We start from the raw sequence: 25,150 nt of genomic DNA on the forward strand, positions 1-25,150 counted from the left end.
TCTACTATTCCTATCCAAATAGCCCTGTGAAAAAATCCTTGATCGCATCAAAAATATTGGAAAAGAAGCCTCCAACCTTCTCGGAAAGTCCTTCTGTATCCACCTTACTGAAATCGATTCCGGAGTCCTTCAGCTTATTGTAAATATCCTTCGCCTGATCCTTGATTGCATCCACATCAACATCCACCTTGGAAACCTTTTCCATCATGTCCGTGATCTTGTTGACATCGTCATCAGACAGCTTGATATCCAGTGCATTGGCAGACGCATTAATGGCATCCTTAATGTCATCTCTTGTTGTCAGATTATCCGAGAATACCTTCTGCTTCACGGCAGCCACAAGCTGCTCCACCTTCTCGGAATCTCCGATCGAATCCGCAAGCTCCGCTGTTGTCACAAGCTCATCCGTTGCCGCATCCATCGTGGACTCTGAGATATCCTTGCCGGTCATGACGGAATACGCCTTCATTGCTCCGACCAGCGCCGAAGTACCGGAAATTCCAAATGGTCCGACTACCGTCACCTGTGCATCCTCCAGTCCTGCCGTGACAAGTGCATTGCAGTACATACCGGAGGTACAGTATGTGATATTCTTCGTCTCAACCTGAATACCGCTGCCCTTCTCCGTCTTTACGATCATAACAGAGGATAAAGCACGGCTTCCGATCACCTTTGCATCAATGTAATCGCCAAGATAATCATGTTCCTCCTGATTCGTGATCTCAATTGTCTTATAATCAGACAGATCAGACTCATTGATTCCGAACTGCTGCAATACTTTCTGCTTCTCGGATGCCTTGAGATCCTGACCAAATGCAATATAACGATCGTAGCTGGTGTCTTCTCCGCTCACCACCGCATCCGCTGACGCAGATCTTACCGGAACGCCCAGAAGCAATACTCCCAGAAGAGCACCAAATATTATTTTCATTCCCTGTTTCATGGTAAATTCGATCCTTTCCAATGTATATTCTACGTTGTATCGGTGTAAGTATAGCACAAAAGCCCCCCACAGGAAAGTGGGGAGCTTCTCAATTTCATAAAAACATAATGATTACAAGCCGGAATGATACGGCTGTCCAGATCAGAAATCTTAGATTGCCTTGCCGGACTGGATTCTCTCCATTGCACGCTTTGTGTTCTCAAGACTTCCGAAGGCAGTCAGTCTGAAGTAGCCCTCTCCGCTCGGTCCAAATCCGGAACCGGGAGTACCGACAATGTTAAGGTTCTCCAGAAGATAATCAAAGAACTCCCAGGACGTCATCTGATCCGGTGTCTTTAACCAGATATACGGAGCATCCGTACCACCATATACCTCATAGCCTGCTGCTGTCAGACCCTCACGGATCAGCTTGGCATTATTCATATAATAAGCGATCTGCTCGTTTGTCTGCTTTCTTCCCTCATCGGTATAAACTGCAGCACCGGCTGCCTGGATAATGTAAGGTGCACCGTTAAACTTCGTACCATGACGGCGTGCCCAGAGGCTGTGAAGGGTCACATCACCGGACTTAAGCTCCTTAGGTACTACGGTAAAGCCAAGACGTGTTCCTGTAAAGCCTGCATTCTTAGAGAAGCTGCGAAGCTCGATCGCGCAGGCAGTTGCACCCTTGCACTCATAAATGCTGTGAGGAACATTCTCAGAGGAAATATATGCCTCATACGCAGCATCATAAATAATGACAGCACCAACCTTTAATGCATAATCAACCCATACCTGAAGCTGATCCTTCGTGATCGTTGTTCCGGTTGGATTGTTCGGGAAACAAAGATAAATGATGTCCGGCGTCTCTTTTGGAAGCTCCGGCACAAAATTATTCTCCTTGGTACATGGCATGTAGATCACGTCAGACCATTTCTCGGTATCCGGATCATATGTACCGGTACGACCTGCCATTGCATTGGTATCTACATAAACCGGATATACAGGATCACATACAGCGATCTTATTATCCTGGCTGAAAATATCTCCGATATTACCGGAATCACTCTTTGCACCATCACTGACAAAGATCTCATCAGCCTTGATATCACAGCCTCTTGCCTGATAATCCTTCTGCGCGATCACATCACGAAGAAATGCATATCCAAGATCCGGTGCATATCCCTTGAAAGTCTCCTTTCTGGACATCTCATCAACGGCACTGTGCAGACGATCGATCACTGCCGGTGCCAGCGGTAATGTGACATCACCGATACCAAGACGGATAATTTCCTTGCTTGGATTTGCCTCGCTGTACGCAGCAACCTTCTTAGCAATTGTAGAAAAAAGATAACTTCCCGGTAATTTTAAATAATTGTCATTAATCTTAAACATGGTATTGCCCCTTTCTATAATTCTCTGTCCCATAATTGGTACAGTATTAAGCGTATCGTTAACGGTCTAACACCTTATGTGCGAGATTCTTAACCTTTTGCTTAATTCCGTTAATTGGTGCTTTCAATTCTGCAAGCTCTTCATTCTTCTGCAGGATACGGTCTCTCTGCATAACAATAACCTTGCCAAGGATCTCAACCATCTCCTCTGCGGAGTATGTCTCAGCTTCTCCGTCACCCTCGTTAACAACCTCATCCTTAAAAAGGATACCGTCCTCTCTGCCAAGATAATCTCTGGCAATCTCCTCATTCCCCTCTCTGTACTTTTCTAAGAATTCTGCATGCTCCTTCTCTGAAAAATACTTGCCGGTGGAATAGCCGCCCTCTCCAACCATCTCCTGCTGGATCGTCGTAAGCATCGGTACCACAAAATTAAGCTTTGTAGTGAAACGCGGATTATTATTTAACAGACGCTTTACCTCAAGGCACGCGCCCTCAAGACTTGCATTTACAACATGGTCGGACTGCTTATATTCATCTGTCATTTCCAGATCAAATAAATGCAGGAAATCAGAAATAATATTGCCGCCGTAATACTGCTGCTTCTCATATACACGGACGATCATATTCTCCCTGCCGACCGCATCTGCCATTTCCTGCAGACGCTTCTGATAATCCAATTTAAAATACTTCGCCTTCTTGGATACCAGATAATCACTGAAGGAGGTTGTCATATTCTCCTTGACCTGCTGTGCCCAGTATGACTGGATCAGAAGATCCTGTCTGCGCAGATATACGATGATCTTTAAATCTGCTCCTGCCTCCGCAAGTTTCTCTTTATAATGATTTAAACGCTCCGTATTGATATCCTTGTTGTTCCAGATCTGCTCGTCAGAAAGCACAAAATTCGGAAATCTGTCCAGCATTCCGATCAGTTTCTCGAGTGCCTGATCTGCAGTCTCACGTTCCCGGTCGCGAAGACGCTTGTGATTCTCATCGTAAATATATGCATTCAAACAGTGTGCATTACGATTGGAGTTGATCCCCGGAAAGTCAAACCCAAGATTCGGATAACAGACTCCCTTTTCCTTTAATAACTTACGATTCTTTGTAAAAAAGACCTGAATTGCAGAGGTACCCGTCTTTGGTGTACCCACATGAATGTATACTGTAGACATATCTTCCTCCTTTAAATTTACAAAAGAAAAAACCCCGAAAGCAATAGCTTCCGAGGTGCCCCTGCCAAGGATTCATCCGCATCACACACTCAATCCCTGCGCAATCGAGGTGACAGGATTTGAACCTGCGACCTCTGCGTCCCGAACGCAGCGCTATACCAAACTTAGCCACACCTCGAATTTGGTTGTAATCCCTGTATGTGAAATTCACGATATACAGTAAAATACTGCAGTCGTAAAACCACGGTTATTATATTAGCACACTTATTTTTTGTTTGCAAGTCTTTTTGTTAAAATCTTTTCTAACATGTCGAGCGCACGCTTATTTTTCTCAACATCATGCACACGCACAAAGTCCCAGCCTGCCATTCCTGCAAGCACAGAGGTCACCATGGTTCCCTCTTCTCTCTCGGTCACCGGCAGATCTAAGGTAAGACCGATCACTGACTTGCGGGAAGCAGCCAGCAAAAGCGGCATGTCGAAGTCCGAAAAATCTTCCAGATTGGCAAGGATCTCCAGATTCTGCTCATAATCCTTTGCAAATCCAACACCCGGATCAAGGATCATCTGTGCGCGGTCAATCCCCGCGTTCTCACCGATCGCAATACTGTCGGAAAGATCCTCCTTCACTTCCTTCAGAAAATCCGTATATACTGCTTCCTTGCGATTGTGCATCACGCAGACCGGCACATCATGCTTTGCAATGATCTCAGCCATCGTGCCACATTCCCAGACAGATGTCTGCCCATCCGGTGCAAAAAGCTTATCATAACGCAGTCCCCAGATATCATTGGCAAGATCTGCTCCCGCCGCAAGTGCCGCATCCATGACCGGTGCCTTGTAGGTATCAATCGAGATCGGAACATCAAAGCGTGCTTTCACCGCCTCAATGATCCCGGTCACACGCGCGATCTCCTCCGGTACAGTGATCTTCTGATAACCGGGTCTTGTAGACTCTCCTCCCACATCAATGATATCCGCCCCCTGTTTCACCATCTCTTCCACATGACGCAGTGCAGCGTCCTTATCGTTAAACCTGCCTCCATCTGAAAAAGAATCCGGGGTTACATTCAGGATTCCCATAATATAAACATGTCCCTGTCCAAAATCAAATTCTCTGTTTCCTATTTTCATATCTTCTTCCTCTCGTCTGTCATTATACTTATCTATCCCATTTTACGGACACGATCTGCATCTGTCCCATTATCTGGACATGATCCTGAAGAAACGATCCTGCATCTCGGCACTCTGCATCTCTCCGCGGACTGCATAGGTCATCGTCTTTGCACCGGGCTTTTTGATTCCACGCATGGTCATGCACATATGCTCTGCCTCGATCATAACGATAACACCTTTCGGCTCCAGATACTTCATGATCTCATCAGCAATCTGTGCCGTCATCTGCTCCTGTATCTGTGGCCGGCGTGCAAATACCTCCACCGCACGCGGAAGCTTGCTCAGTCCGACTACCTTTCCATCCGGGATATATCCGATGTTCACCGTTCCGTAGAACGGCAGTAAATGATGCTCGCAGACGGAATAAAATGAGATATCCCTCACAATAACCATTTCATTATTCTCGGCGGAAAATGTACGTTCTAACACATCCTTGGCGTTATTGCCGACTCCTCCAAAGATTTCCTTGCACATTTCACTGATCCGCGCCGGAGTTTCCAAAAGCCCCTCCCTGTCTACATCTTCGCCGATTCCTTCCAAAAACAGTCTTACCGCCTGTTCAATTTTCTCTTTGTCCATTTTTACTCCAATCCGCTGCAGACATACAGCAGTTTCTTTTTCTCAAATACGAACACCATTCTATCAAATATACCGGCTGGTGTCAAAAAAGCGATAGACCTCATGCAGGAAGGACAGACTTCCAAAGATAACGGTTTTATGCCTGTGTCCGTTTCTGGCGATCTCCCGCAATGCCTGTGCCACCGTCTGACAACTTTGCACCGGGATATTTCTTTCGTACCGGCCGCACTTTTCTGTCACGACTGCAGCCAGCTCCTCCGGATCCATTCCGCGCTCTCCTGCCGCTTTCACCGTATAAACATTTGAGGCAAGTGGAAGCATTTCATCCAGGATCTTCTGATATTCTTTGTCCCGGAACACCCCGAATATATAACAAAATCTCTGTGCCGGGAAATAGATCTCCAATGACTTTTTCAGTGCCGCCGCACCATCCGGATTATGTGCACCGTCCAGAATCAGGAACGGGTCCTTTGAGATCAGCTCAAAGCGTCCCATCCAGCGCGTCTCGCGAAATGCTGTCTGCACCGAACTGATATTCACCTTATGAAATCCGGTCTGTGCCAACAACTTTAATGCCTCGAAGGCAATCACTGCATTTTCCGGCTGATACGCCCCTAACTGCCGAATCTCGAGAGGATATCCCTGATACCGGAAGCTCGTCTTATCAAGGGTATAATCCTTCTGTCTGATCTGTTCCGGCTCTGCCACACGAAGCTTTAATCCCCGGTGCTGGCAGATCTCCTTGAGCATCTCCATCACCGGCTGCTCCTGACGCACGGAAACAACCGGACAACCCGCCTTGATAATGCCAAATTTGTTGGAGGCAATCTCCTCCAATGTATTTCCCAGAAATCCGGTATGATCCCTACTGATCTTTGTAAATACGGTAAGCACCGGCTTCTCGATAATATTCGTGGCATCAGTACTGCCTCCCATACCGACCTCGATCACGGCAACATCCGTATGCCAGCGTACCATCTGCTCAAATGCCATAACCGTCTCAATCTCAAATGCCGTTGGGCTTTCTCCTCCCACCTGTTCCATTTTTCGGACACACTGCGCGATCTGCGTGATCCGTTCCGCCACCTCTTCCTCTGAGATCCACGCCGTATCGGTCCCAAAATGATTTCCCAAGACCCGTTGAATCTGTTCTCTCGGATCAAACAATGCCGGAGACGCAAATCGTCCCACACTGTAGCCGGACATTGCAAGGGCATTTGCAATATACGCCCCCACAGAGCCTTTTCCATTGGTTCCCGCAATATGTACGATGCGAAGCTTTCTCTCCGGATGTCCCATCAACCCGGCAAGCTTCATCACACGATCCAGAGAATAGTCACTGGCAAGTCTCCCCCGGATTTCCTCAATATATGCAGTTGCTTCCTGATAATTCATATGAATCACCGTTCCTCTCACCAAAAAAGGGCTCTGGTAAAAGAGGGTGCTTTATCCCTCCTTTACCGAAGCCCCATAAATATACATTTTATCAATCGATCCAGATGTCAAATATCATAACACCGTAATTATTTGATAATACGAACCTTTAATACACCGTCAATCGCACTGAGCTTCTCTGCAAATGCCTCTGTAGAATCAGAGTCAATATCAAAGATACAGTAAGAATAATCGCCACGGCTCTTATTCGTCATATGAGCGATGTTGATGCCCTCAGAAGAGAATACGTTTGTAAACTGAGTCAGCATGTTCGGAATATTCTTATGTGCTACCGTAATTCTGCCCTTTGTCTCGCAGACACCTGCGTCACATGCCGGATAGTTTACGGAATTGCGGATATTACCGTTCTCCATGAAGTCACGGATCTCCTCCACTGCCATGATCGCACAGTTATCCTCGGACTCCTCGGTAGAAGCACCAAGATGTGGAGTTGCGATAACGTTTGGCATCTTAACAACTGCAGGATTCGGGAAGTCTGTTACATACTTTGCAACCTTTCCGGACTCAAGTGCTTCCTTCATATCGTCATCATTTACCAGAAGATCACGGGCAAAGTTTAATACAACAACACCGTCCTTCATCTGATCGAGGCAGCCTTGTTCAAAAGCCCCTTTGTCTCCGGCATATACGGTACATGTACTGTAATATAATCACAGGTCTTGTAAAGCTCATCATAGCTCTTGCAGACAGTAATATCTCTGGAAAGTGTCAGCGCATTCTTAACGGAAAGGAACGGGTCAACACCGTACACATCCATACCAAGACGGTTTGCTGCATTGGCTACCAGTACACCGATTGCACCGAGACCGATAACACCAAGCTTCTTTCCCTTAAGCTCGGAACCGGCAAAGTTCTTTTTGGCTTTCTCCATAGATTTAGAGATATTCTCATCGTCTGCGTTTGCCTTAACCCAGTCGATGCCACCAACGATATCACGGGCAGCTAAAAGCATACCGGAGATTAAAAGCTCCTTTACACCGTTTGCATTGGCACCCGGTGTGTTGAATACAACGATACCCTTCTCAGCGCACTTGTCAAGCGGAATATTATTGACACCGGCACCGGCTCTTGCGATCGCACAGAGCTTATCAGACAGCTCCATGTCATGCATTGCAGCACTGCGGACTAATACCGCATCAGCCTGTGCAAAATCCTCTGTCTTTGTATAATCCTCTGTCAGATTATCAAGTCCCACTGCTGCGATGGGATTTAAGCATGTATACTGAAACATTATGCATTCTCCTCCTCAAACTTCTTCATGAACTCTACAAGCTTCTCTACGCCCTCCTTAGGCATAGCATTGTAGATACTTGCTCTCATACCACCTACGGTACGATGACCCTTGAGGTTCACAAAACCAGCCTCCTCAGCCTCTTTTACGAACTTCGCATCCAGATCCTTGTCTCCTGTGACAAACGGAACGTTCATCAGAGAACGGTCTTCCTTCACAACAGTTCCCTTGAACATCTTGCTGGAATCAAGGAAATCGTAAAGGATCTTTGCCTTCTCCTCATTACGCTGCTTCATCACCTCTAAGCCGCCCATCTTCTTGAGCCACTTAAATACCTTGCCACAGATATAGATGCCGTATGCAGGCGGTGTGTTGTAAAGAGAATCTGCATCTGCATGTGTCTTGTACTGAAGCATCGTCGGTGTACCGGGAAGTACATCCTCTGTGATCAGATCCTCGCGAATGATCACGATAACAACACCGGCAGGTCCGATGTTCTTCTGAACACCACCGTAGATCACACCATACTTTGTTACGTCTACCGGCTCAGAAAGGAAGCAGGAAGATACGTCTGCTACAAGAGTCTTTCCCTTTGTATTTGGAAGCTTCTTGTACTTTGTTCCGTAAATCGTATTGTTCTCACAGATATAAACATAATCTGCATCCTCCGAAATTGGCAGATCCGAGCAATCAGGAATATACGAGAATGTCTTATCCTCGGATGAGGCAATCTTGTTTGCCTTTCCATATTTCTGTGCTTCTGTGTAAGCTTTCTTTGCCCACTGTCCGGTTACAATATAATCAGCTACGCCGTTCTTCATCAGATTCATAGGAATCATGGCAAACTGCTGTGATGCGCCGCCCTGAAGGAATAATACCTTGTAGTTATCCGGAATGTTCATTAACTCCCGAAGATCCTTTTCTGCTGTCTTGATAATGTTGTCATATACTTTCGAGCGATGGCTCATCTCCATTACCGACATGCCGGATCCCTGATAATCCAACATCTCATCAGCAGCTTCTTTGAGTACTTCCTCCGGTAATACGGCCGGACCAGCTGAAAAATTATAAACTCTGCCCATTTTTTTATGCCTCCTTATGTAGATAAAAATTAATGTTTACTGACGACTCTCAAAAAGCAGCCGCCCATCTATAGAATACAGAATACTATGACTCTGCATTTAGATCCTCTTCATCGAATACGTCCTCCAGATTCTTACCCGGAGCAACCATTGGGAATACCTTGTCATCGCTCTCGATGATGCAGTCGATCACTACCGGCTCCCCGGCCGCAATAGCTTCCTTAAGCACCGGCTCAACCTCTTCCTTCTTCGTGATGCGGTATGCCTTTGCTCCCATTGCCTCGGCAACCTTCACATAGTCAACCTTATCCTTTAATATCGTATGAGAATAACGCTCTCCGTAGAATAAGGTCTGCCACTGGCGTACCATTCCAAGCACGGAGTTGTTAAAGATCAGCTCGATAATCGGAATATCACTTCTTGTCGCTGTTGCGATCTCATTCATGTTCATACGGAAGCATCCGTCTCCTGCAATATTGACTACCGTCTTATCCGGATTACCAACCTTTGCTCCGATCGCAGCGCCAAGACCGTATCCCATGGTTCCAAGACCACCGGATGTGATCAGGGTTCTCGGTTTTGTATATTTGTAATACTGTGCTGCCCACATCTGATGCTGTCCTACTTCTGTAGAAATAATTGCATCTCCATTGGTCAGCTCATACAGCTTCTCAATGATATATGGTCCCGTCAGACGATCCTTGTTGTAGGTAAGCGGAAGCGTTCTCTTACGCTCCATCACCTTCTCCATCCACTCCGGATGAGAAAGCTGCTCCAGACGGGAATTAAAGATATCCAGAACGGACTTCACATCTCCGATCACACTGACATCAACGATCACGTTCTTGTTGATCTCTGCCGGATCTACATCCACCTGAATGATCTTTGCCTTCTTGGCGAAATTCTTTGTCACACCGGTGACACGGTCGGAAAATCTGGACCCCAGCACAACGAGCACATCGGCCTCACCAATGCTTAAGTCTGCTGTCTTTGTTCCGTGCATTCCGAGCATTCCGACATAATTATCATCGGTTCCCGGATAAGCCCCCTTACCCATCAGGCTGTCGGCAACCGGTGCATCTAACTTCTTTGCAAACTCCAAAAGCTCCTTCTCAGCTCCTGAGATCACGGCACCGCCGCCCACAAAGATCATCGGGCGTTTTGCCTTGCGCATCAGCTTCAATGCCTTCTCAACGGATGCTGCCTCTACCTGCTCTGTTGAGCGCGGAATAATCTTAGGCACCTCAGGCTTAAACTCTGTCTTATTGGCGGTGACATCCTTTGCAATGTCGATAAGAACCGGACCAGGACGACCTGTCTGGGCAATCTTAAATGCACGGCGGAGTGCTCCTGCCAGATCCTTTACATCCTTTACAAGAAAGCTGTACTTGGTGATCGGCATTGTCACACCGGCAATATCTACCTCCTGGAAGGAATCTTTTCCAAGAAGCGGAACACCAACATTACATGTAATTGCAACCAATGGAACCGAATCCATATGTGCCGTGGCAATTCCGGTAACGAGGTTGGTCGCTCCCGGTCCGCTGGTTGCCATACATACACCCACACGTCCTGTCGAACGTGCATAACCGTCTGCCGCATGACTTGCTCCCTGCTCATGGGACGTCAGTATGTGGCGGATCTCATCCTGATGACGATAAAGCTCGTCATATATATTTAAAATGGCTCCTCCCGGATAACCAAATACGGTATCAACTCCCTGTTCCTTCAGACATTCAATTACAATCTGAGAACCTGTCAACTGCATTGTAATCCTCCTTTGTTCTCTCTCATTCTTCCTCTTACAGACCGGACTTTAAAATTGCACCCTTGTCTGCGGATGTAACCATAGATGCATATCTTGCAAGGTAACCTGTCTTAACCTTCGGCTCTCTCGGTGCCCACTTCTCACGGCGGGCTGCCAGTTCTTCATCCGATACTTTTACGTTGATCGTGTTGGCAGGGATATCGATCGCAATGATATCACCCTCCTCGATCAATGCAATCGGACCGCCTACTGCAGCCTCCGGAGAAATATGTCCGATGGATGCTCCTCTGGAAGCTCCCGAGAAACGTCCGTCTGTAATCAGGGCTACGCTTGAGCCCAGGCCCATTCCTGCAATTGCAGAAGTAGGATTTAACATCTCTCTCATACCAGGACCACCCTTTGGTCCCTCATAACGGATCACAACAACATCACCCTCAACGATCTTGCCACCGCGGATGGCTGCGATCGCATCCTCCTCACATTCAAATACGCGGGCAGGTCCCTCATGTACCAGCATTTCCGGTACAACTGCGGAACGCTTTACAACACCGCTGTCCGGTGCGATATTACCGCGGAGAACGGCGATTCCACCGGTCTCACTGTATGGATTATCGATTGGACGGATAACTTCCGGATCTCTGTTCTCACAGCCGGCAATGTTCTCGCCTACCGTCTTACCGGTTGCTGTGATCAGATCTGTATGCAGAAGTCCCTTTTTGTTTAATTCGTTCATAACGGCATAGATGCCGCCGGCTTCGTTAAGCTGTTCCATATATGTATGACCAGCCGGTGCAAGGTGACACAGATTTGGTGTCTTTGCGCTGATCGCATTTGCCATATCCAGATTTAACTCAACGCCTGCCTCATGTGCGATTGCAGGAAGATGAAGCATGGTGTTGGTAGAGCAGCCGAGTGCCATATCAACGGTCAGAGCATTTTCAAATGCCTCCGGCGTCAGAATGTCACGCGGACAGATGTTTTTCTCGTAAAGCTCCATAACCTTCATACCGGCGTGTTTTGCAAGCTTGATACGGTCAGAATATACAGCAGGGATCGTGCCGTTGCCCTGAAGACCCATACCAATCGCCTCTGTCAGACAGTTCATACTGTTGGCTGTGTACATACCGGAGCAGGATCCGCAAGTCGGACATGCATGGCATACATAGTCATCTACCTGCTCCTCTGTCATCGTACCAGCCGCATAAGAACCAACTGCCTCAAACATAGAGGAAAGACTTGTTCTCTGCCCATTGACATGACCGGCTAACATCGGACCACCGCTGACAAATACGGTCGGAATATTCAGACGTGCTGCCGCCATCAAAAGACCCGGCACGTTCTTATCACAGTTTGGCACCATAACAAGAGCGTCAAACTGATGTGCCAGAGCCATACACTCTGTCGAATCACAGATCAGATCTCTTGTCACAAGGGAATACTTCATACCTGTATGTCCCATTGCAATTCCGTCGCAGACTGCGATCGCCGGAAAGACGATCGGAGTACCGCCTGCCATTGCAACACCCATCTTTACTGCATCTACGATCTTATCAATATTCATATGACCCGGAACGATCTCATTGTAAGAGCTTACGATACCAACCAACGGCTTCTCCAGCTCTTCCTTTGTAATTCCGAGTGCATTAAACAACGAACGCTGTGGCGCTGTTGCCATTCCCTTTTTTACTGCATCACTTCTCATCTCTTGTCACCATGCCTTTCATATATACATATCCCAATTCGTAACCGTACAAATTGTTACTTATATTCTATGATCTATCCGATACGTTCTGCGATCAGATCACCCATCTTCGTTGTTCCAACCCGGGTTTTGCCCTCGTCCATGATGTCAACGGTACGATAGCCCTCTGCCAGAACCTTCTTCACTGCATCCTCAACAGCGTCTGCTTCCTTCTCCAGATCAAAGGAATAACGAAGCATCATTGCTGCGGAAAGAATCGTTGCGATCGGATTGGCGATATCCTGTCCTGCAATATCCGGTGCTGATCCGTGGCTCGGCTCATACAGACCAAGCTTTGTTGCGCCAAGACTTGCAGAGGAAAGCATACCGATCGATCCGGTCACCATACTTGCCTCGTCAGACAGAATATCTCCGAACATATTCTCTGTCAGGATGACATCAAACTGCTTCGGATCTCTGACTAACTGCATTGCGCAGTTATCTACGAGCATGTTGGTCAGCTCTACCTCCGGATAGTCCCTGGCAACCTCAGCCACCACGCTTCTCCAGAGTCTGGAAGAATCCAGAACGTTTGCCTTATCGACGCTGCAGACCTTTTTGTTTCTCTTCATGGCAACATCAAAGCCCCACTTTGCAATACGGCGGATCTCGTTCTCGTCATATGTAAGTGTATCAATGGCTTTCTTAACGCCGTTCTCCTCGACCGTCTTGCGGTCACCGAAGTACAGACCACCCGTCAGCTCACGCATAACCACGAAATCAAAGCCTCCCTCTGTCAGCTCCTCCTTCAGTGGACATGCTCCGGACAATTCATCAAAAAGAATCGCCGGACGGATATTTGCATAAAGCTCCAGGCCCTTGCGGATCTTCAAAAGACCGGCCTCCGGTCTCTTGGATGGCTCGATCTGATACCAGTTGGACTGACCGACATTGCCGCCGACTGCTCCGAGCAGAACGGAATCACAGGCTTTCGCCTTCTCAAGTGTCTCATCGGTGAGTGACTCTCCGTACACATCGATCGAGCATCCTCCCATCAATAAATCTTCGTACTCAAAAGTGTGTCCATAGACCTCTCCTACCTTTGCCAGTACCTTTCTCGCCTCTCTCACGATCTCCGGACCAATACCGTCGCCGGGGATTGATGCAATCCTGTACTTCATATATTTATTCGCTTCCTTTCTGTCTGTTTCAAAATGCACTAATTTATATAGTACCCATAAACTCTTTTAGTGTCAACTTTATTTATCCCAGATCATAATGGTCTTACCCATGTTCTTCTGGTTATCTAACTCAAAGGCGCGGTTCATATCCTTGATATCACGGATCGGAATCTGTGCTCCGACAATATTGCTCAGATAATTGATGATCTCCGGATTGCTCTTATAAAGCGCAACTGTTCTCTCAAAGTCCTCTCTGCCGCTTCGGCTGCTTCCAAACATGCGCAGTCCCTTTTCCAGGATCATACGTGTGTTGATCGGCACCGGATACTCGGATACACCGAGAATGGACATGGTTCCCTCCGGCTGGATATAATCGATCATCTGATTGATCGCACTCTGGGAGGCTGCTCCACCCACGCACTCAAAGGCATGGTCTACGAGCATGTCCTTCGGAATGTCATTGACATTGAAGGTTGCATCCGCAAATGTAAAGGAGGACATCTTCTCCTCACTTACGCCGAAAATATAAAGCTTTGTATCCGGAAAGGTTGCCTTAAATAACACAGATGTGATATAACCAAGGTTACCGTCGCCCCAGATACCGACTATGTTACGGCGCTTATGTGCGAAACGATCAAAACGGAGTACCGCATGCATGCTGACGGATACCAGCTCTGTAAATGCGGCGATCACCTTGTCGATCGACGGATCGAGTGCCACAACCCTGTCGTGTGTCAGAACGACATGCTCCTGCATAAAGCCATCGAAGCCACTGGCACGGAACTTGCTGGAACGCAGATAATTTTCTGCGATCACGTCATCCTTCTCTACCGGTGTGTTGGGGATCATGATCACGCTGTCCCCTGGCTTAAAGATCCCCTGCGGGTCGTATACAACATCTCCGATTCCTTCATGGATCAAAGCCATCGGAAGCTTCTTAGCGAGTACCTCTGCCGGTCTTGCGCCCTGATAATAGCGCTGATCTGCATGACAGATCGACAAATGTGTCGGTCTGACGATTACTTCATCTCCCTGCAGACTGATATCCTGAAATGCAATCTCAAATCTACGGGGTGCCACTAAACGATATATCGTATTTAACATAAAAATCCTTTCTGCCCTTCGGCACAAACTATTTCCTGTTCATTTACTTTCCGTTCTTAGGATCATTCAGCAATGATTCTGCAACTCTCAGATCATATGGATATGTGATCTTGGTATTATATACCTCTCCCTCGACAAGATAAACCTGCTCTCCCTTGATCACAAAGATCTTGGACGCGTCGGTAAGGATCTCCTTCTCCTCCTCGGTCAGTGACAGATATAACTCCTTGAGCTTCTTGGCGCCAAAAGTCTGTGGAGTCTGTCCCTGATACATCTTGGAACGATCCGGAACAGAGGTGATCACCTTTCCGTCCTCGCTGTGTACAATCGTATCAGTTGCCGGGATTACCGTATCACAGGCACCGTACTGAAGACCATACTTGATATTCTCCTCGATGATACGATATGTCAGGAACGGACGAACCGAATCGTGTGTTACGATCAGTGTATCATCATCCAGTCCATAGTTTTCCTCAATATAAGCAATGGAATTCATGATCGTCTCATTACGTGTAGAACCTCCCCGTAACACCTTGACCGCTGCTCCTGCTTCTCCAAGATACTTTTTCAGAAGGTTCTTGGTATGCTCGATCCACTCCATCGGAGTCAGAACAATCAGCTCCTGAAACGAATCATGCATCAAAAATTTTTCTACCGTGTGAATGAGGATCGGCTTTCCTCCAATCTTCAAAAACTGCTTCGGCTTCTCAACATTTCCCATGCGGCTGCCGACACCGCCGGCAAGAATCACTCCAAATACCATGTTTACTCTCCTTATCCCAGATTACTCTGTATAATTGCTGTTGATATAATTCACTAATCCCTCTGCCTTGATGATCTTCTGCATGAACGGAGGGAATGCCTGACCCTGATACTGTGTTCCTTTTGTCTTGTCCACGATCACACCGCTGTCAAAATCGATCTCAACCGTATCTCCTGCCTCGATCTCCTTCGCCGCCTCCGGACACTCGATGATCGGAAGTCCGATGTTAATGGCATTTCTGTAAAAGATACGCGCAAATGTCTCTGCAATAACGCAGCTGATCCCGGAAGCCTTGATCGCGATCGGTGCATGCTCTCTGGATGAACCACATCCAAAGTTCTTGTTGGCTACCATGATATCCCCCTTCTTTACTCTGTTAACGAAGTCCGGATCGATATCCTCCATACAGCTTTTGGCTAACTCTGCCGGATCTGATGAATTCAGATAACGTGCAGGAATGATTACGTCTGTATCTACATTATCTCCATATTTATGAACTGTACCACATGCTTTCATAGTTAATCCTCCATTCTCTATTCTACAGACCCAGATCAGATGGCTGGGAAATTTTACCGGTAACTGCACTTGCCGCAGCAACTGCCGGGCTTGCAAGGTATACCTCAGACTCTACATGTCCCATACGTCCCACAAAGTTACGGTTCGTCGTGGAAACAGCGCGCTCGCCCTTTGCCAGACAGCCCATGTGACCGCCGAGACAAGGTCCGCATGTCGGTGTACTTACCACTGCTCCAGCCTCGATAAATGTCTGTACAAGACCTTCCTCGATTGCCTGCATATAAATGCTCTGTGTTGCCGGGATCACGATCGCACGGATACCGTCTGCCACCTTGCGGCCCTTTAATACGCTTGCAGCCTCTCTCAGATCTGAAATACGTCCGTTTGTACAGGAACCGATGACAACCTGATCGATCGTAACGTCTCCTGCCTCATCAACCGTCTTGGTATTCTCCGGAAGATGTGGAAATGCAACCGTTGGCTTTAAGGTGCTTAAGTCGATCTTGATCACCTCATCGTACTCGGCATCCTCATCTGCCTCAAATACTTTATATTCCTTTGTAGAATGCTCCTTCATATAAGCGATAGTCTGCTCATCTACCGGGAAAATACCATTCTTGGCACCTGCCTCGATCGCCATATTGGCAATAGAGAAACGGTCATCCATGGAAAGGCTTGCAACACCGTCTCCCGCAAACTCCATAGAACGATACAGTGCACCATCCACACCGATCATACCGATGATGTGAAGGATCACGTCCTTACCGCTGACCCACTTGGAAAGCTTACCGGTCAGCTCGATTCTGATTGCAGAAGGAACCTTGAACCATGCCTGTCCGGTGATCATACCACAGCCCATATCTGTACTTCCTACGCCTGTAGAGAATGCACCCAGTGCCCCGTATGTACATGTGTGGGAATCTGCACCGATGCAGACATCTCCCGCTACGATCAGTCCTTTCTCCGGAACAAGCGCATGCTCGATACCCATCTGTCCTACCTCAAAATAATTCGTAATATCATGCGCCTTGGCATATTCACGGACACACTTGCAGTGCTCCGCAGACTTGATATCTTTATTTGGTGTAAAGTGATCCGGAACAAGGGCAATTTTATCTTTATCAAATACTGTCTTCTTGTTGAGCTTTTCAACCTCGTGAATCGCTACCGGGCCGGTAATATCGTTAGCAAGAACGAGATCAAGATCTGCCATGATAAGCTGTCCCGCCTGAACAGACTCCAATCCTGCATGTGCCGCTAAAATCTTCTGCGTCATTGTCATTCCCATAATTTAATTGCCTCCATTCTCTTAATACAACCAGGTCAAACCTGACAAAACTCTTTTAATCATATCACAAAAGCTGATTTCTGTAAATCTTTGAAGTTTTTTTCCCGAAATGAAATTTTCTATGCAGTACGGTCCACACAGATCACAAGCTCCACGCCCGGATGATTCTCCTTCACATGCCTCTGAAGCCGCTCAATCAACTCCTTCTCGTCAATCCGGCAGGAGTACGGCTCCTGAATATCAAAAAACAGTCTTATATGTCCGGTACACCGCACCATTCTGAAATCATGCAGCGAAAGTCCCGGATCCATCAGCTTTAAATCTTCCTCCATCTCCTTTTTCATGGTCAGAGACTCCTCATCACTCGCCCAGATCGGATCCATATGGATCACAGCAGAACAGCCCAGCTGATCCGAAAGCTGATGCTCCACCTCATCGACCACCTCATGCAGCTCGGCAAGACTTCCGTCCACCGGCACCTCCGCATGCAGGGAAAGCATGATACGCCCCGGTCCGTAATTATGTACCACCAGATCATGCATTCCAAGGATCTCCTTGTGCGAAAGAACAATCTCATGCACCTTCTCCACAAAGCACTCCTCTGCCGGTTGTCCCAAAAGCGGATTGATCGTATCCTTTGCCGCACTGATCCCCGCATAGAGAATAAACAGCCCAACCAAAAGACCACAGCAGCCATCGATCTGAAGACCTGTAAAATGAGAAATAATGGTGGATAGCAGTACCACGAAGGTTGCCACTGCATCGCTGATGCTGTCCAATGCCGTTGCTCTCATCGCGGCACTTGCGATCTTATTGCCAATGGTGCGGTTATAAAGAAACATATACATTTTCACAAGGATTGAAACGATCAGCACCACAAGTGTCCATACATGCCATGAGACCTCCTCCGGATGCAGGATCTTGCCGGCCGAGGTACGCATCAGCTCCACCGCCATCAGTATAATGATCATAGAAACGATCAGTCCTGCCACATATTCCAGTCTGCCGTGTCCGAAGGGATGCTCCGAATCCGGCTTCTGTCCCGCAAGTCGGAACCCAAACAAAAGGATCAGGGACGAGCCCGCATCCGACAAGTTGTTAAACGCATCAGCCGTAATTGCGATCGACTGACTCAGCCATCCTGCTAAGAGCTTCCACGCAAACAGACAGATGTTCAGACAGATCCCGACAATGCCGCACAAAATACCATACTTCTGCCGTACGACCCTGTCCTGATATTCTTTATAGTTGACGATCCAGTGCTTTGCGATCAAGTTAATCATATCTAACCCCCAATAAAATGCGAATAGTTGTTCCACCGCGCCTTCGCACAGCAAAACAACTATCCTTATCGTTCTATTCGCCTTCCGATGACAGCTTTTTTATTCGTATGCTTCTACCTTTGCATTAATGTCATCAAACAGCTTCTGTTTCAGACGAAGCACTGCATCGAATGCCTCCTCAACCGGAACCATCTCCTTGTAAGACTTATCTCTTGTTGCAAGCTCAATGCAGGACTCCTTTAAGTTTCTCGGGCTGACAACAACACGGATCGGTGCACCGATCAGATCGGCATCGGAGAACATTGCGCCCGGACGTACATCACGGTCATCGTAGATCACATCCACGCCTGCGTCTGTCAACTTCTGATACATTTCATCAGAAACCTTCTTCGTCTCCTCATCATCCACACGAAGACAACATACCTCCACTTCCCATGGAGCAATAGAGATCGGCCAGATCGGACCGTAATCGTCATGCTTTGCCTCACAAATGGATGCTGCCAGACGACCGACACCGATACCATAGCAGCCCATGATCGGATACTGAAGTTCACCATTCTCGTCTGTATACTGCATATTCATAGACTTAGTATACTTTGTACCAAGCTGGAAAATATTACCAACCTCAATACCACGCTTGATCGTGATCGAAGACTTTCCGCAGCAAGGACAGATACCACCCTCACGTATCTTGGAAATATCATGGTATGTTACCTCTCCAAGCTCACGCGCAAGGTTTAAACCTTTATAATGATAGCCCTCCTTATTGGCACCGGCAATCATAGACTCAATGCCCTTTAAGGACACATCGATATATACCTCTGCCTTGTCTGTGATCTGATATGGTCCGATATAACCGGCAACCAGTCCACAGTCGTCTGTGATATCTGCCGCATGAATCTCCTCACCGACAAGGTTACGAAGCTTTGTCTCGTTGATCTCATAATCTCCTCTGACAAATGCAACCACATAGGTATCGTCAGAGTTCTTCTGATATACAACTGCCTTGCAGGATGTCTCCACATCACTCTTTAAGAATGCACATACATCCTCGATCGTCTTGCAGTCCGGTGTCTCGATGCATTCAAGCTCCTCTGCCTGACCCGGCTTATTCTCAACGATCGTCTTGGCAGCCTCCATATTTGCACGGTAATCACACTCGGTACAAAGTACGATGGAATCCTCTCCAACCGGTGTCAGAAGCATATACTCATGAGAAAGACTTCCTCCCATCATGCCGGAATCGGATGCCACAGTAACAACCTCAGGGATACCGGCTTTCTGGAAGATGCGGTTATATGCCTTATAAGCGATATCATAGTAACGCTCCAGATCCTCCTGTGATGTATGGAATGAATAAGCATCCTTCATAGTAAACTCACGTACGCGAATCATTCCGGCACGAGGTCTTGCCTCATCACGAAACTTTCTCTGGAACTGATAGATCATAAACGGATACTTTGTATAAGTCTGCGCATATTCGCGAACCAGATGAACAGCTGCCTCCTCATGTGTCATACCAAGGACATGCTTTGCATTGTTGCGATCCGTAAAACGAAGAAGCTCACTTCCTACGCTCTCATATCTTCCGGACTCCTCCCACAGATCAGCAGGAAGAACAACCGGGAATAAAACCTCCTGTCCGTCAATCGCATCCATCTCGCTCCGGATGATATTCTCAATCTTTGCGGTAATCCTTCTCAGTGTCGGAAACTCTGAAAAAATACCATTTCCCACATACTTCATATAACCGCCGCGCACCATCAGTGCATGGCTGTCGATCACACAATCCGCCGGTCTTTCTTTAAACCGTGAACCTACCAACTTAGATACTTTCATTTCTGCCTCCATTAAAAGACACTTGTCAGTGCCGTATTTTATTGTAAGGGATCCATCCCCTTATCTACATCACATAACCACTCTACTGCGCAATGTCACTCTGCACCGGAGCATGCCGCGGATAATCCCGAACCATCTCCGCATAGCGGGCAATCTCCGCCAGAAGCTTGATACGCTCTGTGCTGCTCATGCTTCCCACCTTCGACATGATCGCCCCCTTCTCGGTATTGACATACTTCGGTGGCACATTATTCAGCGCAAGCGTCATCAGATCACGTCTGCACAGGGGACACGGACAGATTCCGAGGCTTTCGATGTTCTCTTCAATCTCGATCCTTACAAGATCCTCCATCACATTGTGAATGCCTCTGGAATCGGCGATATCAAACATGTTATTCACACGTTTCTTCACGATGTCCGCCTCCAGCGGTTTCAAGATAACATCGTCCGCACCAAGCATAAACGCCTTCCTGATATCCTCCTGACGATCCGATGAGGCGATGACTAAAATCGGGATATTCTTATTGAGAGGATGCTCCTGTGCACGCCGGATCAGTTCAAAGCCATCCATCACCGACATGATCAGATCCATCACGATCAAATCGATCTGTCCCGGGTTTCTCTCAAGATAGGAAAATCCCTCCACTCCATTCTGTGTGGAAATGCAGTCACAGTCGTACTGCATAAACTCCTCGATCAATTCGCGCGCCACCTGATCATCATCCACCAACAGCAGTCTCTTTTTCTCCATCGTATACCCTTCCTCACCCAACAGAACCTGTCATCCTGCTTTCTTTTGTAAAAAACTATGTGAAATTATAGTACATTTCGATTTGATTGTCAAAATATGACGCAGGCGGCATCCTTACTACTCTTCCTGTTCAATGGAAATGCCCGGGATCATGTTTTTAATGTCACTCAGATAATCCTCATTGTACTCCTCAGAATCCTCGTCATCCTCATCGACTTCGATCTCAAAGCCTTCAATTGCGCCGCTCTTTATGATCTGGCGGCATGCATCTGCAGCAAGCTCCAGCTCCTCCTCGTCCTCGATGGATGACATGGCTGCTTCTCCGTTCTCATCCTCCTCATACTTCAGGATCTGAACCTCACCGGTCATCGTCTCCTCATCGTCCTCCAATTCAGCTGCAATGACATACTCTGTTCCAAGCTCCTCAATCTCAAAGCTTGCAAGCGGAGTCACCTTGATCTCAGTGCCATCCTCCACCTCAAGTGTAAGGATAACATCCTGCTCATCACCAAAGAATAATTCTGTATTTTCCTGATTCATTATCAACCTCACTTCCTGCCGGCATCTGCCCCGGCGCTTTTATTATTTCTGCAAAAACCTGACCGGATCAGCTTATACTCCTGACTGCTCACGGTCTGCTTTGAAAAGCCGGCTTTTTCCAAAATAGAAACAGCCTTTTCCAATCTTACCACATCCGCCTGCCAATATCCATGCCTGACAAGCCAATTTAACTGATCTTTATAATTTTTATTTTCTGTTAAGGAAGGATGCCTTACGGCAATATGCTTCAACCTCCTCTGATAAACAAGGATCAGCCTGTCATTCCGGTCACTGCGCCAGAAGTGCCACAACCACACCACATGCTTTCCACAGATCATCACCGGAAATGCTGTGACAAGCACTGCCGCCACAACCACGGAAATGTATATGCTTGTCCTCTTCATTTGCTGCACGATCGGTGAAATGTCATTACCGGATGCCTTGCCTCCGGTATCATCCTGCGAATTTCCGCCGGCTCCCAGGAAATTTAAAATTCTCTTCCATAAACCATTATCCTCTTCCTTTTCGCCGGACACCGGTGTTACATCTGCACCTGCCAGCCGAGCGACTCATCATAGACCTCCACCCACGCATGTGCGTTGGCATCAGTCACATTTACGGACACAACGGCAGTCTTTCCAACCTCGGAGGTTCCTTCATAATAAGCCTCGTATTTCTCATCGTACTCGATCGTACCTTCCTCCGATACATCCTGCGGATCCACCGCGTAGCCCTCCACATAACGCGCCGGAATTCCGATATAACGAAATGCCAGTGTTGCCGCACTTGCAAAGTGTGCACAATAGCCGCGCCTGTTTTTCGTAAGGAAATAATTCACAAAATCCTCCTGATACGGCGTTGCCCCGGGGCGGTAAGAGTACGGGATATTTTCCTGATAATACTGTGCAAGCCTCTGTACGTTTTCCCGGACACTAAGCGATCCCGACAGTCTTGCTGCCTGACACAGTGAAGAAACTGCCTTCATATCCTCCTCCGGCACATCCCGCCAGTCTGCAAGTGCCTGCTTTCTCTCATCAGATAACCCTTTAAGCTTCTGTCCGGAAAGAGACGGATAAAATGTGTAGATAAGCTCCGCCCCCGGATAAACCTCCTGACTGATATCCTCCGAATAATACGGCAGATACACTCCCGTTGCTGCTGCCACATTTTTCACAGCGATCTTTCCTTTTCCTGTATTCTTCTTACCTTTCCGATAATTATTCTTCATGCGGTCTGTAGTGATATCCACGCGCTCCGCCACAGCCTGTCCCGTTTCATCCGTCTGCCTCTGCCAGCGGTTTCGAAACGGCAGATACTCATTTCCGGTAAAGCTCTTAAAATAAATACGGTTCTGGGTATACGGTGCAAAACGTATTTTAAGATCCGTCTCATAATCATAACGGATCGCACTGACACCGCCGAGTGTTCCACTCGTCAGTCCGCCGGTATTCGGGTAGAAATTAAACAGACCGGCGATTCCAAGCATCGATACGTTTTCAACGATTTCCAGGGAATCCTTTTTCATCTGGCTCGTTCCACGGATCTGCTGATGCAGCGTGCGCGGATACAAAAGATTTGCCACACCAAGCAGCAACACACTTCCGGTCAAAACAGCACAGATTAACTGCGCCAGCCCGGCAGACGAATAGACATAGTCGATCCTTCGCTTCCTTTCTTTCCATGTATAAGCATGGTTATCAAACGTCAGCCGGTAATGACCGCCGCTTCGGATCATAAAGCACAAAACTGTGCCCGCAAGCAGCATGACCGTGTATAAAAAAGAGGGTTCCTTCTCCAGATAAAGCGGCATAGCAAGCGTTCCCGCCGCCGCAAGAAGAACAATTCCACAGCGCATCTTCCGCGACACCAGAATATTGGCGATCACGCAGCAGACACAACCGATGTAGCTCATGGAGACCGTCACTGCAAAATAACGGTTTCCGACCTGTTCTCCGTAAGAGCGCATCGCATTACTGTCAAAGAACTCCGAAGCTGCCTCCGAAAGATCATTTGCCACCGAATAAAATCCACTGTTGATATATTTTCCGAGAAGACAACCCCCTGCTGCCATCGCCCCCAGCAGCAACAGATAACCGATATCCTGCCATAGTTTATTGTAATAAAGAGCGGCACAGTACATGGTACAAAGAAAGATCACCACATGCAGAGCCACCCACGAAAAACGGATATCAAGTGCTGACAGATACGAGCCCATCACACCCATCACAAGCAGATAGACCAGAACGCCCTTCAAAAGAAGCGTTTTCATCCGGTTCTCACTGCCCTGATATTCCGGACAGATCATCATTCCCTCGGTCAGTTCTATGTTCGTTATTTCATCCCTGTTCTTTTTTCTTCTAAACATTATCCCGCATCACCACCTGTACCTGACCATCCATGTATTCCATACAAAGATATGTCCCTAAAAACGGATAGCAGTTTTTCAGATACTGCAGCTGCTGTTCCTCAGCCCTTGCAGAAAGGGGAACACGCAAAATTGCCGCAAATGCCCGCTTTAATTCCTCCATATTGTCACAGCCATACTCCTCAAAGGTGTATGAGCCGGCATTCCAGATCAGCAGACATATGGGTGTTTTGCAGAACAGAAACATCCCTGCCATATCGGCAAACTTCTGTATCAGCTCTTCCGCTTCCTGCTTGTTCCCGGAAAGCTTCAAAAGGATCATCATCTGCGCGCCTGTCATGCTGACACGCTCCTTGACCATAAGCTCAGCCTGCTTTGCCGAAAGCTTCCAGTGAATATCCCGCAGCTTATCCCCCGGAATATAAGCACGGATATCATTCACCTCCGAGAAATCACTTCCCTTTCTGTGACTTTCCTCATTCTCTGACATCCCCGCCAAAAGTCCCGGCGTCATCTGCGCCTTCGCAACTGTGATCCTGGGGATCACGGAGGTCTCACAGTCTGCCAGAGCCGGCACTGCGATCTCCAAAATTCCCAGCAGATCGCGCACCCGGATGCGTTCTGCCTTTACGCGGAAGTATCCCAAACGCTTGACCCTTAACGGAATACTGCAGGTTTCCATACGATCTGCCCGGACCGGCAGAGAGATTTCAAACGGGCTGCTGCTTTCCAGAAAAATATTCTCAGCAGTAAGCGAAAGCAGACATTCTAATGATATCCATCGCCTTCCCGTAAGCTCCGCCTTAAGTTCCAGTGTCTCCCCCTGTATAACCTGTCTTTCCGAAAAACGAAGTACCACCTGTATGCTTTCGGCGAGCCTGCATGCGCCATAAACAGACACGGCAAGCACTCCAACGAGAAGCAGCACAACCATCAGGAGAAGATAACTTCGAAGCACGATATAACAGCTGGCGGCTGCAAGAAGGATCAAAAGATAGCACACCAGTCTCCGCCACCGCAGACGAATCCTTCTTTTCTCTTCCATACAAACCGC

Annotated in this window: 21 protein-coding genes, 1 tRNA gene and 1 pseudogene; all 23 read right to left on the bottom strand. The window is 47.6% G+C overall.

What is annotated here, in order from left to right:
* Positions 1-10: 10 nt before the first annotated feature.
* Positions 11-1,000, bottom strand: a complete 990-nt coding sequence (locus DXA20_RS12590) for a DUF1002 domain-containing protein (protein ID WP_243100649.1) — start codon at positions 998-1,000, stop codon at positions 11-13.
* A gap of 93 nt (positions 1,001-1,093) precedes the next feature.
* Positions 1,094-2,317 (bottom strand): LL-diaminopimelate aminotransferase, encoded by a 1,224-nt coding sequence (locus DXA20_RS12595; protein ID WP_118561217.1) that lies wholly within the window; start codon positions 2,315-2,317, stop codon positions 1,094-1,096.
* A 58-nt stretch (positions 2,318-2,375) separates the two neighbouring features.
* Entirely contained in the window at positions 2,376-3,494 is a 1,119-nt protein-coding gene (locus DXA20_RS12600; protein WP_118561219.1) for a hypothetical protein, read from the bottom strand.
* Between the two features lie 104 nt (positions 3,495-3,598).
* Positions 3,599-3,672 (bottom strand) — tRNA-Pro (locus tag DXA20_RS12605).
* 86 nt (positions 3,673-3,758) lie between these two features.
* A complete protein-coding gene (gene folP / locus DXA20_RS12610; protein WP_118561221.1) occupies positions 3,759-4,628 on the bottom strand; it encodes a dihydropteroate synthase in 870 nt (289 codons plus the stop codon).
* Positions 4,629-4,697: 69 nt separating this feature from the next.
* On the bottom strand, positions 4,698-5,249 hold the full coding sequence (folE, locus tag DXA20_RS12615) for a GTP cyclohydrolase I FolE (protein ID WP_118561223.1): 552 nt from the start codon (positions 5,247-5,249) through the stop codon (positions 4,698-4,700).
* Positions 5,250-5,312: 63 nt separating this feature from the next.
* A complete protein-coding gene (locus DXA20_RS12620) occupies positions 5,313-6,644 on the bottom strand; it encodes a bifunctional folylpolyglutamate synthase/dihydrofolate synthase (protein ID WP_118561225.1) in 1,332 nt (443 codons plus the stop codon).
* 128 nt (positions 6,645-6,772) lie between these two features.
* Positions 6,773-7,935, bottom strand: a pseudogene (locus tag DXA20_RS18480) (phosphoglycerate dehydrogenase).
* A complete protein-coding gene (gene serC, locus DXA20_RS12630) occupies positions 7,935-9,017 on the bottom strand; it encodes a 3-phosphoserine/phosphohydroxythreonine transaminase (protein ID WP_022304989.1) in 1,083 nt (360 codons plus the stop codon). Before serC ends, DXA20_RS18480 begins: the two are co-directional and overlap by 1 nt.
* 85 nt (positions 9,018-9,102) lie before the next feature.
* Positions 9,103-10,785, bottom strand: coding sequence for a biosynthetic-type acetolactate synthase large subunit (gene ilvB, locus DXA20_RS12635; RefSeq protein ID WP_118561227.1), 1,683 nt, complete (start codon positions 10,783-10,785; stop codon positions 9,103-9,105).
* A gap of 34 nt (positions 10,786-10,819) precedes the next feature.
* Positions 10,820-12,487, bottom strand: a complete 1,668-nt coding sequence (gene ilvD / locus DXA20_RS12640) for a dihydroxy-acid dehydratase (protein ID WP_118561229.1) — start codon at positions 12,485-12,487, stop codon at positions 10,820-10,822.
* Between the two features lie 74 nt (positions 12,488-12,561).
* A complete protein-coding gene (leuB, locus tag DXA20_RS12645) occupies positions 12,562-13,647 on the bottom strand; it encodes a 3-isopropylmalate dehydrogenase (RefSeq protein WP_118561231.1) in 1,086 nt (361 codons plus the stop codon).
* Between the two features lie 78 nt (positions 13,648-13,725).
* A complete protein-coding gene (locus DXA20_RS12650; protein ID WP_022304993.1) occupies positions 13,726-14,751 on the bottom strand; it encodes a ribitol-5-phosphate dehydrogenase in 1,026 nt (341 codons plus the stop codon).
* A gap of 43 nt (positions 14,752-14,794) precedes the next feature.
* Positions 14,795-15,514 carry an IspD/TarI family cytidylyltransferase gene (locus DXA20_RS12655; RefSeq protein ID WP_022304994.1) on the bottom strand — a complete coding sequence of 240 codons (720 nt, stop codon included), beginning with the start codon at positions 15,512-15,514 and terminating at the stop codon, positions 14,795-14,797.
* Between the two features lie 21 nt (positions 15,515-15,535).
* Complete coding sequence (gene leuD, locus DXA20_RS12660; protein ID WP_022304995.1) at positions 15,536-16,030, bottom strand: 3-isopropylmalate dehydratase small subunit; 495 nt, start codon at positions 16,028-16,030, stop codon at positions 15,536-15,538.
* A 22-nt stretch (positions 16,031-16,052) separates the two neighbouring features.
* On the bottom strand, positions 16,053-17,318 hold the full coding sequence (gene leuC, locus DXA20_RS12665) for a 3-isopropylmalate dehydratase large subunit (RefSeq protein WP_022304996.1): 1,266 nt from the start codon (positions 17,316-17,318) through the stop codon (positions 16,053-16,055).
* A 119-nt stretch (positions 17,319-17,437) separates the two neighbouring features.
* Positions 17,438-18,601 carry a cation diffusion facilitator family transporter gene (locus DXA20_RS12670; RefSeq protein WP_118561233.1) on the bottom strand — a complete coding sequence of 388 codons (1,164 nt, stop codon included), beginning with the start codon at positions 18,599-18,601 and terminating at the stop codon, positions 17,438-17,440.
* 99 nt (positions 18,602-18,700) lie between these two features.
* Positions 18,701-20,440 carry a proline--tRNA ligase gene (locus DXA20_RS12675; RefSeq protein ID WP_118561235.1) on the bottom strand — a complete coding sequence of 580 codons (1,740 nt, stop codon included), beginning with the start codon at positions 20,438-20,440 and terminating at the stop codon, positions 18,701-18,703.
* Positions 20,441-20,522: 82 nt separating this feature from the next.
* On the bottom strand, positions 20,523-21,191 hold the full coding sequence (locus tag DXA20_RS12680; RefSeq protein ID WP_118561237.1) for a response regulator: 669 nt from the start codon (positions 21,189-21,191) through the stop codon (positions 20,523-20,525).
* Positions 21,192-21,308: 117 nt separating this feature from the next.
* Entirely contained in the window at positions 21,309-21,731 is a 423-nt protein-coding gene (locus DXA20_RS12685) for a DUF1292 domain-containing protein (protein ID WP_118561239.1), read from the bottom strand.
* Positions 21,732-21,739: 8 nt separating this feature from the next.
* Positions 21,740-22,267 (bottom strand): hypothetical protein, encoded by a 528-nt coding sequence (locus DXA20_RS12690; protein WP_118561241.1) that lies wholly within the window; start codon positions 22,265-22,267, stop codon positions 21,740-21,742.
* Between the two features lie 5 nt (positions 22,268-22,272).
* Positions 22,273-24,096 (bottom strand): transglutaminase domain-containing protein, encoded by a 1,824-nt coding sequence (locus DXA20_RS12695; RefSeq protein ID WP_118561243.1) that lies wholly within the window; start codon positions 24,094-24,096, stop codon positions 22,273-22,275.
* Positions 24,089-25,141: a DUF58 domain-containing protein gene (locus tag DXA20_RS12700; protein ID WP_118561245.1), complete on the bottom strand. Its 1,053-nt coding sequence runs from the start codon at positions 25,139-25,141 to the stop codon at positions 24,089-24,091. The genes DXA20_RS12695 and DXA20_RS12700 overlap by 8 nt, the downstream gene beginning before the upstream one ends.
* Positions 25,142-25,150 lie beyond the last annotated feature (9 nt).

It is taken from the genome of Roseburia sp. AM59-24XD, from assembly GCF_003478445.1.
Lineage (GTDB): Bacteria > Bacillota > Clostridia > Lachnospirales > Lachnospiraceae > Jutongia.